The sequence below is a fragment of the Rothia sp. HMSC071F11 genome, assembly GCF_001809115.1.
In the GTDB taxonomy this organism is placed as follows: Bacteria; Actinomycetota; Actinomycetes; order Actinomycetales; family Micrococcaceae; genus Rothia; species Rothia dentocariosa.
This window is the reverse complement of sequence record NZ_KV795730.1, coordinates 163593-177399: the sequence shown is the minus strand read 5'-3', so window position 1 is coordinate 177399 and position 13807 is coordinate 163593. Positions and strand designations below refer to the sequence as shown.

Annotated in this window: 13 protein-coding genes; 6 read left to right on the top strand and 7 right to left on the bottom strand. The window is 52.6% G+C overall.

Annotated features, from left to right (window positions below):
* The 6 genes from HMPREF2554_RS01735 to HMPREF2554_RS01715 form a co-directional block, all read left to right on the top strand.
* A partial coding sequence (locus HMPREF2554_RS01735; protein WP_070553718.1) for a hypothetical protein occupies nt 1–527 on the top strand: 527 nt, incomplete at its 5' end.
* 22 nt (nt 528–549) lie between these two features.
* Complete coding sequence (locus HMPREF2554_RS11525) at nt 550–717, top strand: hypothetical protein (RefSeq protein ID WP_004006156.1); 168 nt, start codon at nt 550–552, stop codon at nt 715–717.
* A 23-nt stretch (nt 718–740) separates the two neighbouring features.
* Nucleotides 741–2057: a hypothetical protein gene (locus HMPREF2554_RS01730; RefSeq protein WP_246825966.1), complete on the top strand. Its 1317-nt coding sequence runs from the start codon at nt 741–743 to the stop codon at nt 2055–2057.
* A 106-nt stretch (nt 2058–2163) separates the two neighbouring features.
* Nucleotides 2164–2493: a hypothetical protein gene (locus tag HMPREF2554_RS01725; protein WP_004006158.1), complete on the top strand. Its 330-nt coding sequence runs from the start codon at nt 2164–2166 to the stop codon at nt 2491–2493.
* A 36-nt stretch (nt 2494–2529) separates the two neighbouring features.
* Entirely contained in the window at nt 2530–3762 is a 1233-nt protein-coding gene (locus HMPREF2554_RS01720) for a hypothetical protein (protein ID WP_070553714.1), read from the top strand.
* A gap of 210 nt (nt 3763–3972) precedes the next feature.
* Nucleotides 3973–4512: an FAD synthase family protein gene (locus HMPREF2554_RS01715; RefSeq protein WP_070534831.1), complete on the top strand. Its 540-nt coding sequence runs from the start codon at nt 3973–3975 to the stop codon at nt 4510–4512.
* Nucleotides 4513–4636: 124 nt separating this feature from the next.
* Here HMPREF2554_RS01715 and HMPREF2554_RS01710 read toward each other — a convergent pair whose 3' ends face one another.
* The 7 genes from HMPREF2554_RS01710 to HMPREF2554_RS01675 all read right to left on the bottom strand — a co-directional run bounded on the left by HMPREF2554_RS01710 (nt 4637) and on the right by HMPREF2554_RS01675 (nt 13522).
* Nucleotides 4637–5140, bottom strand: coding sequence for a DUF2505 domain-containing protein (locus HMPREF2554_RS01710; protein ID WP_004006161.1), 504 nt, complete (start codon nt 5138–5140; stop codon nt 4637–4639).
* A 237-nt stretch (nt 5141–5377) separates the two neighbouring features.
* On the bottom strand, nt 5378–6088 hold the full coding sequence (locus HMPREF2554_RS01705) for a glycosyltransferase (RefSeq protein ID WP_048755148.1): 711 nt from the start codon (nt 6086–6088) through the stop codon (nt 5378–5380).
* Nucleotides 6089–6364: 276 nt separating this feature from the next.
* Entirely contained in the window at nt 6365–6838 is a 474-nt protein-coding gene (pssD, locus tag HMPREF2554_RS01700; RefSeq protein WP_048755147.1) for a PssD/Cps14F family polysaccharide biosynthesis glycosyltransferase, read from the bottom strand.
* A gap of 3 nt (nt 6839–6841) precedes the next feature.
* Complete coding sequence (locus HMPREF2554_RS11150; RefSeq protein ID WP_246825965.1) at nt 6842–10480, bottom strand: Wzz/FepE/Etk N-terminal domain-containing protein; 3639 nt, start codon at nt 10478–10480, stop codon at nt 6842–6844.
* A complete protein-coding gene (locus tag HMPREF2554_RS01685; protein WP_070553711.1) occupies nt 10480–11793 on the bottom strand; it encodes an O-antigen ligase family protein in 1314 nt (437 codons plus the stop codon). Before HMPREF2554_RS01685 ends, HMPREF2554_RS11150 begins: the two co-directional genes overlap by 1 nt.
* On the bottom strand, nt 11793–12725 hold the full coding sequence (locus tag HMPREF2554_RS01680; protein ID WP_004006166.1) for a glycosyltransferase family 2 protein: 933 nt from the start codon (nt 12723–12725) through the stop codon (nt 11793–11795). Before HMPREF2554_RS01680 ends, HMPREF2554_RS01685 begins: the two co-directional genes overlap by 1 nt.
* A 2-nt stretch (nt 12726–12727) precedes the next feature.
* Complete coding sequence (locus tag HMPREF2554_RS01675; RefSeq protein WP_048755144.1) at nt 12728–13522, bottom strand: CDP-alcohol phosphatidyltransferase family protein; 795 nt, start codon at nt 13520–13522, stop codon at nt 12728–12730.
* Nucleotides 13523–13807: the final 285 nt, after the last annotated feature.

Below are 13807 nucleotides of genomic sequence, written 5' to 3'. Positions count from 1 at the left end.
GGTGGAAGATTATTGAGCTTTCCTGTGAAAAGTTATTGGAGTCTTCGGGGTCTGCGGAAGCTGCTGTGATGGTTTTTGAGGCTATTGAGTTTCCGTATGAGATTCCTCGGTTGCCGGATGATTGGATTCATGAGTATCTTGAGGATTTGCATTGGTTGGATTTGAGTCAGGGGTTCTTTTTTGTTCTGAAGAATTATGATGCGCTATTCCAGAGTCCTCATGATCCTCATTATTATATGGCTGAATGGGCTGCAGAGCTGTTGCAGTCTGTGGACGGTGATTTGAGGTTTTATCGTACCTGGAATGAAGATGGGGAGTATGATCCAACACCTGTGCTTTATGCTATGGACGTTTCTCGGGATACGCTTGATACTGTATTAGAGTTTTTTGAGGGTCGGGCGGTTGTGGTGCCTGATTTTGATGAAGAGGATCCTGGGGCGGAGCATCCTTTGTATGTGAAGACTAAAGAAGACGCTATCAGTAATTTGAAAGGTATAACGGTTGACCCAACAGATACTGAGGGTTAGTTGTATCTTCTGAAGAGATGATGTGACGAATCGTCCAGATCTTCAATTTACTAAAGATGGTAAACGGTACTATGTTGAATGGGATCGTACTACATCTGGACGTGAAATTGGGCATGCCGAACGTATTGCGGCTAACGATCCCGCACATGGTGGCATTGAGCTACGTATTGTTGATCCGTATAAAAAATAACTATGTTTGAAAGGGTAACCCCTATGGTTGAGGATGTTAACCGTTATCGTCTAGCTGGTGGTCGGTATGAGCCTACTACGTATAATTTGGTATTTTTTAGGGGCGATTACCGTCGAGTTGCTACGTATTACCAAGACTGGGCAAAGAATATAATATTTCCACAGTTTCTGACTAATACTGAAGAAAATCTTGCTGGGGAAGCAATATTTGATGCCTTAAATCCTTTAACACGTGCAGAGTCAAAGATTATATTTGCTCAATGTCGTAATGGTTGGACCGTTATGTTAACTAATAGTCCTAAGCCGGTAGATTATACAACGATAATGTGGAATATGAAAAAGAAATATTTATTGGATAGTGTTTTTATACGTTATGTACCTAATATATACCCGCCAAAAAATTATAAAGAACTCGAAAAATATCGAGAGTCTTATGGAAGTATTCGGCTTACATATTATAATGGCTCTGGACAGAAAATCTGTGGTAATAACCGTGGTCGTTCACTGCACCTGGGGCGTGAAGGTGTAAGGAAATGGTTTTTTCAAAGTAGTGGTAATCCTTTTGAATTTGAGGATATAAATGTTTACAGTAAACATAAAGTAACTGACCGATTCTCTCCAGAAATATTGCTCCATTATGCACGGCAGCTGGGGATTGACCCATATAATCTGAGTTTCTACACTGGTCCTGCACTTGTATGCAATGTAGATGCACCTTGGATGCATGAAGATCCTGAGTCTTTGCGCCCTTTGAGCTTTGCCCAAGCGCGCAAAGAATATAAACTTGATCATCTTTACGATAGCTATGGTGATGATGAAGACTCATCGAAACCACATCTTGATGATATCCAGAAGAATGAATCTAAAAAATCTGATGAATTCGAGCCTTTAGATGAATATCAGGCTGATTCTCTACGTCTGAGCGAGCTACAGGCATTGTTGCCATTACCGGTTGAACAGGTTAGCGTGGGAGATTTGAATTTCTCTTTCACGGGTAATAAAGATAATTCTTCCTTTAAGCTCTATGTGGATTGTGACTGGCGTATCGCTCCAGCACTAGAGAAAAATCGCCTAGAGGAGTTTCCGAAGAATCAGCAAGAGCCTATTAAAGCTCTCCAAGGCGGCATGATAATTGCCGTTGAAGCGGATACACCAGATGCCTATGATCCGCTTATTACCGTTCGCGATATTCATGGTGAGGACTGGGTAATTCACATCCTGAGCGAAGATGAAAATGCTCCGTGGGGTGTCATACAAAATCGGGAACAGATTATCGAAGGTCCCAGTTGGCAGGCTCACGAAGCATGGAAAGAAGCACGCTGCCAGGAGACCGGAAGGTAAAAGCCTAAATATCGGTGACGAAAACTCGTACACCTGCAAACTCTATCCGATACTATCGCTAATGTAGATCATTACATCCCCCGCCCCATGACGAAGGAATAAATACATGGCACTCATAAGCCCCGTTACCAGTCAGAACGACGACTTACAGCGCACTATCGAGCAATTACATTATCAGGGCGCTGAGGATATTCTTGTTAATGCCCCTCAGCAGAGTGCTTACGGCTACCAAGTAGGGTATAACCATCCCGAGTTGCAGTACACGCTTGATGGTAAACGGTACTATGTCCTCTGGCTGACTGAAGAGAGCAAGCTCGCGCAGTATAAGGCACAGCGTATAGCAGCTAATGACCCAGAACATGGAGGAATAGAAATACGTACTGTGCGGGAATACGATGATCCCGCGACGAAGACCTTTATCCGTTCCGCATCCTAAATTCTTATGTAGCGATAACCGACAGAATAGAGCGTTATGAATCCCCACTACACGTTAGCTAACGGTGCATATGAGCCCACTACCTACGAACTTGGCTATATTTATGCGGATCTGCAGGATATCGCCCAAGCATATATCGACTGGCAGCAAAAGCTGGGCTACCGCATGCAGTATGAGGTTGTTGAATCGGGCGGGTTAGCTGCGGCGATGTCGTACCTTGAGCCGCTGCGTCGTATCAGTGATGCTGTTGTGTTTACTGAGTGCGAAAATTATTGGGTTTCGGTTTTGACAAATCGTGTGCCGAGTAACGATGTAGATTCTATTGTGCACACAACCTCTCGACTATTGAATACTACCGGCGTGCTGATCTCAAATGTTCCGAATCGGTACCCTATAGCTTCTCATGCTGATTCTCGGGTGAATGTGCGGGGTCGTCGCCGATTTGAGGTTCTTTTTCAGCCTGATAATCCCGGCGATATTCACACGGAACGGGCTCGACGATGTGTTGAAGTTAAACGCGAGATGGGCTCTCGGTGGCGTTTCGTTCATGAGGGGCTCCCAATTAACTTTGAGCAGGAAGAAGCATATAAGGTTGCGCGTATTCCTGACCGCCTTAGTGAGGATATGCTGATTGATTATGCGCACGCTATGCGAATTGACCCGTATGATGAGAACTTCTACACGGGTCGTAGCGTGGCGGTGTATCGGTACAAACCAGAATTTGAGGTAGAAGAGAATAAGAAATTTATTGTGCCTCATAGTTTTGCCGAGGCACGCCACTATTTTGGGTATGTTCCTTCTGATGGCACAGCCCCGTTGGAACCGTCGGATGAGACACCTGCCGGGTGGGATACCCGTTCAGTACTTGAACGTATGCGTTCACACCTCCCGCTAACCGTTGATGCAGTTGAGGTCATGGGTGAGGACGCCTGCGCAGTTTTATCTGGGAAGGATTGGGCACTTCAAGTTAACTGTAGCGGTGTTCTTACTGCGGCAGAGAGCTCTGTTCCCAAGGAGCCCCAGGAAAATCATTTTCCGGATAGTCTGAGGCAAGTTCAGGGAACGGTAATCACTGAGGTTTCCGGTTCAGAAGACGGGTATAACCCCGTGATAACACTGCGTGCTTCTGATGGTTCCCCGTGGACTTTAACCCTGCAAGCAGGCGCGGTGAACGATCCATGGGAGCTATTTGCTCATGGCGAGCGTATTGCTGGCTTTTCGTGGCAGGATCACCAGGCTTGGCAAGCAGGAGATCTCACCGAAGGGTAGCTTATATAGAAGGTGACTTTTCGACATAGCCATCGGGAAGTCACCTCTTTGCCGTCCCTATCATGTTCCTGCGGTTATCCAGACGGAAGCTGAACGGCGTTCCGGCTGGTAAACTGATGGTGCTATACGTGCGGTATAAAACCGCGCAGTCACCGTGTGAATGTGCCCCAGGCGTCTGCCGTAAGCACGTACCCTAAGAGAGGGTTTCTTATGATTATTGGATACGCCGCTGGCGCCTACGATCTGTTCCATTATGGGCACCTCGAAATCCTGCGCAAGGCGAAGGAAAACTGCGACTACCTTATCGCCGGTGTCGTGCACGACGACGTTCTTGAGCAGACCAAGGGGCGCCGTCCCGTTATCCCCATTGATGAGCGTGCCGCAATCGTCAGTCATATCGACTATGTGGACGAAGTTTATATCGAGACCACCCCCGATAAGATCGAAACATGGCACCAGAAGCCCTTTAACGTCTTCTTCAAAGGCGACGACTGGAAGGGAACCCCGCAGGGCCTCGCCCTCGAAAAACGCTTCGCAGAGGTCGGCGTGAGCGTCCACTACTTCCCCTATACGGAGCACACCTCAAGCACCAAGCTCCGCAAAGTTGTTGATCTGTTAGAAGCTGAGCACGACTTGCGTGTAGAGATGCGCCGCTTCGCCGAACTTCTTGGTGACCGTGCCTACCATGAGGCGGTAGTCGCCGCTAAAGCAGAGGCCCCCGTGGGAGCGGCAGAAGCCGAAGCATCCTAAAGGCCCATCGGTCGTTAGCATTCAGTACCCAACATAAAAAGGCTCTTTATTCGAATAAAGCGGGTTTTTCGCCGCTTCATTCACATAAAGAGCCTTTTTAGCAGGTAGACTAGCAGACCAGTAATTAACCCTGCTGAGCGGTCCACTTCTCAGCCGAGGTACCAAGAACCTTGAGCACGCGACCAACCTGAGGTTCGGCAGCGGCAGCAATCTTCTTGCCCACCAGCGGAATCGAGCAGGAGACCTCACCATTGACGTCCACACGTGCCTGGCTGTCGCTCACAGGAGTGAGGGTCTGGGTAGCCTGCGCGCTTACAGGCATACCGCTAACCTTAACCTCGGTGTTCACGGTGCGGGTGCCGTCGGCAGCGGGCGCGCTCACCTTATCGGTCTGGGTCATACCCACACCGTTAGAGACGAACTTCTTCGCAATATCCGGAACGCGGTCTGCGGGGATGGTGCGCTCGGTAGTGATGGTGTACTCACCGGCGGGGTCACCGTCAAGGTTGAAGCTGACGAAATTAACACCAACCTCGTTGCATACAAAGCGTGCGAAATCTTCGCTGGCGTATGCTGCAGCGATCTGCTCAACTGATACGTTGACGTCGTTGGACTCTTGAACTGCCATATTTTCTCTTTTCCTTCCATGGCGCGTGCGAAGCCCCGGGCATCCTATCCGGAAGATAAGCGCTCCGAGGCTTTCGTACCTAACAGGTAACAGCCTTCGTGGCTGCACAACTTGAGTGGAACACCCGCGCATATGTGCGGTCTTCTGCCTCATATAGTGGCGAATGTTCCGGTGTAGCCTTACGTCTGAAAACTCGGCGGATACATGTGCACTATATCGTCGATAGCTACTTAGATTCTACTCGCTGGGTGTAATAGCGTTAATTCGAGCCATTTCTTGCTTACCCGCAGCGTGAGCACGTGCTGCCTGCTTGAAACGGGCTATATATCCCTCAGCACGGCGAGTCCTCCCCGAAAGCAGGTTATCGAGCCCCTGCGCCAGCTGTCCCGCTGCGATACTCGGGTTCGCCACATAGGGCTGTGCCGCATGAAAAAGTGAGGGATTTTCAAAGGCTAGAGTAAGCTTATCGAACAGGTCTGCGCGGCTCTCAACGATAACGGCGCCGCCCTGCTTCTCCATCATGGTAACGAAAGGGACCTGGTGGTTATCGACAACTTCATCAAACTCAACGCGGCGCGGTACAACGAGGGGAATAGCGCCGGTAGCACGCGCATCCTGAATAGACCCCGGACCACCCTGAACCAGCACAACCTGCGCCTTGGCATATAGGCGCTTGAGGGTGCCTGCGGGCAGAAGTTTAACGTTATCTGCCCCTTCAACGGGGGAAGTATGGCCGTGTTGAATGAGGCATCGTACCTGAGGGTTCTCCGCTAAATAAGCCTTGACCCACCGTAGCAGCCGGTCAAAGGTGTGATAGTCGGTTCCGAGAGAAACCACAAGATCATAAGTATCCGCCGGAAGACGTGAGGGAGCCTGGGCGAGAGTGAAGCTCGCCGGATCGAGAATAATGCTATGCCCCGCAGTATGGGGCACGTTCTGAATAGACATATATGTCTGATCCTAACTCTAATCGGTGAGTGCGGAATCGGTCAGCCTAAAGAGTGGAAGTAGGCCAGCTAACCCCGAGTGGTTGGTAAATCGGAAGAGTTTCTGCGATTGACTCCGGTGGTTAGTCGAAGGTAATGCTCGCCCGCAGATGTTGTTATCAGTTTGTTATGTATTAAGTATATACGCGCAGACGCAGAATTAAAGTAAAACTTCACGGTCATGAAAGCGGTGAAAATTATTAATCCCACGCCCGCGCATATAATGCGGTGCTGCGCCCTAGAAAATCGGGTGCAGAATCGTCGAATCCGGAAAATTCTTCTGCTGTTCCTCATTCTGAACGTTAAAGCTATCGGCCAGAATATAGAGCATTTTCCCCGTCATCGTCGGCAGCGTTGGGCGGTCATAGCACTCAATGTACATGGTCTTGACCCGAAATAGCTTCGCCGCTACGAAGAACGGAACCGCAACCCCGGCCCCCGCAGACACCACGGCCTGCGGTTTCTCCTGAGGAAGAACCTTCAAGGCCAAGAAGAAATTCCGAATAGCGTTCTTAATATTGCGGGTCGTAGGGTAGTAGGCCCAATGCACACGCTCGTTCTCAAGCGCCGCCTGAACATCGGGCTGTTTGAAACTCACCCACACTCGCTCGTAGTTTTCCCATGCAGAAGCGGTCTCGGTCAGATGCTTCAAATGCCCGCCGCTGCTAGAGACGAGAAGTAACTTTGCGGACTTATCCGACGAATTAGTCATCGCTTACCCTTCCTTCTGCGGTTCCATAAATACTGCGATGCTCACGGTATTTTCAAGAGTCTGCAGGTACGAGAAGAGCTCGCGCAGCTTTGCCCGGCTAGTATCTTTGTTCACCGGAATCAGGCACAAACGAGTGGCATTGCTGAATCGCACAACCTGCGGAAGCGTAGCGGAATTCCCCAAATCAACCACAACGGGAATGGAATTACCCGCAACATACTTCTCGGGGTTCTGCAGCGAGTGACTGTCTTTGAGCGACTTGTAGTCGATAAAACGCACCTGATCGCTTGGCAGCGCGGTGTAGAGAGCCTGGTACATACGGTAAGCGAGTTTGCCGGATGCAGAACTGAGGGTAATACCGGCATAACCGGCTTTCTTGAGGTCACCATCCGTAGCGCCTACACGGTGCAGCAGCAAAAGCGCTCCTTCGGTGTCGTTCGGCTTGAGCTCATGCGAATCGATACCCATTTCCTTGAGACGACCAGCGTAGCCTAAGGTACGCATCGAACGGTCATAAATGTATGCTGCAGCAATACCCACCAGCAGACCGAAGGCACCGCCAACGACAGTCAGAACCATGGGGGAGAGTCCCTTCTGGCTCTTTGGAACCTGAGCCGAAGATACAACACGACCGCCCTCCTGAGAAATCAGCTCAAGCTGAGAAAGGCGTTCACGAAGCTGAGTAAGTTCGGAAGCTGGGATGGTATTGCTATTTTGTGCTTCGTCAATCTTCTCATTGAGCTTCTTGCGCCGGTCCTCCACATTAGCCTTGAGGCCTTCACTGCGCACCTCCAGATAGGCTTCAGCCACGGCATTTGCGTAGTCAGCCGCTTGCTGGGCGTTAGGCAGAGTCACCTCAATATCCAAAACGGCCGACTGCGAAGTACCCGTTACCTTTGTGGCAGCCATGAGCTTATCAACGTCCATCGCCTGGTAGTTGGGGCCCTCTTGGTTAGCCTGAGCCTTGGTAATGGCACGCCCGGCAACCTGGCGGGAACTTGCCGCACGGGACTCGGTGTTAATATCGACCTTCAAGGAGTTCGCGCTGCCGGTTCCAGAAAGGTCGTTCACGAGCGGATAAACCACCACAGTTGATTTCGCGGCGTATGATGCAGGCGAAATCACACCGTAAGTTCCCGCAAGAATCGCCATCACCACGATCGGAATAAGAACAATGAGCTTATGGCGCCATACGCGCTGAATCTGCTCAAGCAAAGATGCCGAAGGCTGTTTCTCGGAAGTGCTCGAATTTTCCATGGTGTTCTCTTTCTGAACGATAATCCTGGGTCGTTCGTGGTTCGTGATCGGTGTTGTGTTGTGAGAGTCCGTCGTATCTTCGGAAGACTTCGCCGGGGCTTCGGCGTCTGTGCTTTCCGCTGGTGTCGCCTGAGTCTTAGCGGCGGGCTGCGCGGGTATCATGCCCGTGGGTGTATCCGGGGCACCATTCGCGGTAGCCTGTGCAATCGCAGGAAGCCTTGGCTTCTTCACAGCTTGCACGGGCTGAGCTGGCTCGGGAGATTTATCGGCTTCAGGCTGTGCAGAATCCTGCGGCAGAGCATTTCTGAGGGTACCAACCGCAGAATCGGGCGAACCCGGCTCATCACCAGCCGCCGCACCCAGGAATATTGGCACGGTTGGCGATTTTTCGATATGCGGTGTTTTCCCCGTCTGGGGGTTGCTGTGATCCTGCGACGATGCGTTAGCCTGCGGCGCAGACTCTTGTTCTCTCCCCATGTGCGGAGTTTGTCCCTTCTCGTGAAGTTGTTCGTGGTGAACCGCCGTTCCCTCGGCGGGAGGCGTAGCTGACAGATGTGTCTCAGCTGCGGTATGTTGCTGAGAGGGCGCATCCGAAGACTGTGCCGGTGATGTTTTAGAAAGCGCCGCAGTAACAGCAGAAGCAATGCTGGAGGAGCGCTGAGGATGCTGCGGAGAAACCCCGACGAGCTGAACCATCGTTGCCCCGTGGGCAAGCGCATCATTCAAGCGCTGTGCATCGGCACCGGAATCGGTATACTGCGGGAACGCCTCACGTCGCCCCTGAGCAATAGCGGCACGCACCGCCGAAAACTTGCTGGGGGAGCGAACGATCGCCATCACCGTGGTAGGCGCGTTTTCCGGGGTCTGGGCTGCAACAACTTCTTCCGCGGTTGCGGGCTTCTTGCGTGCCGAGAGGAAACGCTCAACGCCCAACGGCTTGCGGAAGCGCTTCAGCAGGTAGCCGTAGCTTGGAACCAGAAGAACCAGGTACAGCACAAGAGCTACTAGGCTTTGCCCCAGAACCGCAAGCGGAATAAGGGCGCATACGGTCGGTACAGCACCGCCAAGGATGAGTGCCGGAGCCATTTCCTTGACGGTAGCGCGAATACCCACCAGCTTGAAGACCTGGTAGCTTGCCAAGAACGTATCAATCAGCAGCGCCGCCGCCCAAGCGGTGACGGCACCATAGAGCCCCCATAACGGAACCAAGGTAAGGTTCAGGATAATCGCCAGAACCAGAGCGGAGAGCTTATTGAGAAGCTGCCAACGGCTTTTACCGCTCATGAGCAGAACTGACTGCACGCCGCCCGCACTCATCGCGAGCATCGCCGCCGGGCAGATAACCCAGAGAATACCGGCGCCAGACTCGAAACCTTTACCAAAGAAACGCAGCAAAACCGGGCCGAAGAAAGCAAGTGAAAGGTAGAAAGGCCAGGCTAGGGCGGTGAGCACGCGGGTGGTCGCAAGGAAGATTTCACGGGCACGAACCAGATTTTGGGTCGCCAAAGCCGCGCTGATCGATGGTCCAGTCACGATGCGCCCGGTGTGTTCGACCATAGTGCCAACACGCACACACCGGTTTACCGCGCCGTAGACACCGCCCGCGGCCGGTCCGAGGAATGCTGCGATAACCAGCACATCAATCCATTCGAGTGCGGTCTCGACAATGGCGGCAACACCGCGGGCAGATGAGAACATCCAAAAGGAACGCAGCGTTTCTTCCGGGGCATCCTGATGCTCGTTAGTGGTGGGCGGCGCATCCTGGCTCATTTCTTCGGGAAGAGGGCGGTTGAGCAGGTATGCAGTGACCGCCGTGGTGATAATCACCGGAATAGTCCATGCCCACACTAAGCCCATCAGAGAACCCGCAAGAATCACCGCAAGAGCTGCGCCAGCTAGGCGAAGAGTCGGGAGCACCACGTTCTGCAGGAGGGTGAATGTCACTACCTGGTTTAGACCGCGTAACGCGCCGAACCCCACCGTCATGGCCGCGGCAATTATCAGGAACGGAGCGCTCACCCGTAGAGCGGTGGCGTATTCGTCGCTTCCCGGCATGATTAAGCTGTACACCAGCGCTACGAGGGCTACGACAACGGCAAGAAGTACCGAGGGGAAAAGAGCGAAGCGGATAAGCTGGGGGAGCGCAGAGTATCGTCCTAGGGCACGCTGTGCAGACATCGTGCGTACAAGCCCGGTATCCGCGCCAAAGACTGAGAGCGAGGTTCCGATCGCAAAGAGTGCCATTAGACGGAAGAATTCACCGGCACCGGCTGCGCCGATTCCGTTTGAGACCACGAGGGTTGTAACGAACGCAATACCGGCACCGTACATCACACAGAGAGAAGCCAGCGATCCGCTGCGTGCTAAAGAAGCATGACGCGCCATTAAAGCTCCTCTCTGTAATATCGCGCACGAATACAGGCCATAGCGCTGAGCAGAAGAACGCTCAGCTGTGCCACATCGAAGCTGTAGAAAATAATGACAACACAGCTGCAGACTGGAATGGAATGCAGCCAGAATCCGGCGGGGGTGCGCACCTTCAACCCTTCACCCAAAATACTGAGAATAAAGAGGGCATATATAGCAAGACCCACAAATCCGAAACAGAACATTAGAGTCCATAGATACCCCTGAGTACCCATCGAAACACCCACGCTCAATTCCATACGGGGGGTTCCATACCCCACAATGGGAGACTCTAAGGACGCTGCCCAGGTTGAGCGGTACAGCGCCGCGCGACCGCCGGTCGAGTCAGAATATTGCTGACGACCCAAAATAGCCGCCACTGTACCGGAGGCAATTAACGCGGTCACCACCCCGACAACCATCACCCCGGCCGCTGTTACCAAGGCCCAGTAGCGACCAATAATCAGGCGAATAATGACGTATGCAGTCGCAAAACCCAGACCAATGAACATACCGCGGTTACTGGTCGCAACGAGCGGCACGACCGATGCTCCGAGGACGATCGCCAAAAAGATGCGCAGAAGCCACGAGCGTGTGCGCGCAAAGAACGCGAACATGACGGGGGTGAGCACGGTAAAGGCAAGACCCCAGCTATTGGCGTAGGGGAAAGGAGCGGCGGGGCGCACGTAGGGTTCAGGCGCCCCCCAGGGGTTTTGAACCTCCGCGAAGGGTGGGAGCATATAGTCTTTCACCAAAGAGTTCGACATGAAACTCTGTGGCACGACGTAGCTCATTGGTGTTTGAACGCGCACTTCGGGGAAGAGCACGCCGCCCCATCCGAGTACGACAACCGTAACCCACAGGGCAGTTAAGCTGCCCAAGAGCTGATTGATCGAGATGCTTTCTTTAGCGTTGAAATAGTAGAGCGCATACACGCCCGCGTTGAGAATATTGACGAAGCGCAGCGTCCAGGCGATATAGTCTGTCACATCTTCTAACGAGACGGTACAGACAATCACCCAGAAGATGAACGCAGCCCATATCCAGAGCGAGCGGGGCACTCGCACGCCGCCGCGGATAGTCAAGTAAATGACCATCGTAACCGAAAGCACCAGCGGCACGATCTGAAGCAGCCCCAACGCCCAGAATGCCGGGAACCCATAGAACAGGGTGAGAAGAGGCCACGCAGGAAGACGTTTACGGGGTGCCTGTGCGGATGCACCGCCCGCCGCGGGTGTAGACGCGAGCTTCCTTGAAGCACCGAGGGTTGGAAGAGCTAGAGCAGTAGACATTACAGACCTCTTCCTGTCTTCTGAACGAGATCAAGAAGCAGCTGAGGTTTCACAATCCCCAGTGCTACCACGTATGCCGCCCAGGCACGTAATTGCTTTTTATCGCGTTTAAGGGCCGAGCGGGCGTAGGAACGAGCAAGATCACGGTGACCGAGCGCTGCATGCACAAAAGCTATCTGCCCGGCAATACGTGCCAGTCCACGCGGGCTACGCTCAAATTCGGGGAATTTTTGCAGTATATAGGTAAGCCCGTCCGCCATAGCCTGCCACTTACCGGCAAAAAATGAGGGACGATCCCACAGCACCAGAATAAGCGGTTTCTGCACTGAAAAAACGTCGCCGTAGCGGGTTGCTCGTAAGAGTAAATCGTAGTCTTCGCCGTAGGAAGCTGGCAGCTCCTCATCGACTAAACCGAGATGGTCGGTCACAAGGTCTTGCCTCGCATAGAGCATAGCGGAAGGATGAATCTCCGTAATGCGTGAGAGCAGAAAGTCATCGAAGGATGCACGCTTAGGCGCCAGCCGCTCAATATCACGCCCACCCGAGCGAACGGTGATACCCGAAGAAACTGCGACCGCCTCCGGGTGAGCATTCCACAGTGCGAGTTGTTCGGTCAGCTTGGTGGGCATCCAATAATCGTCGTCGTCACAGAAACCAATAATTTCTCCAGTGGCGGCAAGAATCCCGCTGTTACGACCACCCGCAAGCCCGCCCGTGCGTGTGTTTGCTATCGTATTGAGTTTCCGATTTTCCGGAACCTGCACGTCTTCCAGTAGATCGGGCTCTACCCGGTCATACACCACGACAACCTCGATAAACCCCGCATAATCTTGATCGAGAATAGAGCGTACCGCAGTGCGCAGAGTTTCGGGACGTTTACCGTTAGTTGCGATCACGGCGCTTACGGCGGGAGCTGAAGATTCAAACTTCACGGTTATGCCTCCTGCGAGGGGGACGATGCGGGGGTTGCAAGCGTGACGTATTTACGGCGCATAGACAGCAAAACGGTCGCCGCGTTTGCCAAGAAAAGAAGCGCATAGACGAAGACGAAGATCACGCCAAAACCCCAAAAAATGTAGATCCAGCAGAGCGTACCGGCGTCCATATGCAGATTGATGAAGGAACGGAGGTTACCCCCGGTCGAAGGTGCCGCAGTTTTACGGTTTTTGCGCAGCTGCTCAGCGAGAATCTGACTCATAAAATGTCCGGCGGTGAGTACTGTGAATGCCATGGGCAGTACCCAAAGAATCCAGCCACCGGGAAAACCATCGGCGGTATGTGATACAGAGAAGTATTCGGGAAAACGGATGAAACCTACCAGCGTCGCTAGGTGTACGGTGGGTACTCGCATGGAATCTACTACATGGTCAAGCCATTCTCCTGCTGGTGAGGATGCGCCGGTCACGCGGGCTACCTGCCCGTCCGCCGAATCAAGCCCGTAACCGAGGGCAAACAGAAGCGCAACGATAACGCCTGTCAGGATTGTTGGGGGAGCGGTTAGAAGAACGATAACACCTGCCGCCGAGACAGCAGCGCTGACCGCCGTAACGCCGTTGGGCGTAATACCGAGGGAGACAGCGGCAGCAGCAAAATAGCGTGCAATCCTGCGGTTTACCCATCGGGTGTATGCGGGAACTCCAATACCTGGTTTTTGCGCCTGCTCAAGCGCTCTCAGAGTATCCGAAAAGCCGGGGCGTTTTGCTGTGCTTGGCGTAGTGATGTGACCCATGTGAAGAATCCTAATCGGTGATCAAAGTTTGAGGTGGTGCCGCGGGTGATGACGACGTTTGCTGTTACCTAAGCCCGCCGGAAGACATGCGATCTAAAACCGAGTGTCCGAGCAAAAAGTAAGTCATAAAGATTATAGAAATAAAATGCTCTAAAAAGTAGGACTTTGCCAGGCGCGCCTTATTTTGCTGACTCTTAGTCAAACATTGAAGACGGTATCGCGCTGAAAAACGCCCCCGTAGCCGAATACTAAATCCAGCTACAGGAGCGTTTATGCAGTCCCTAC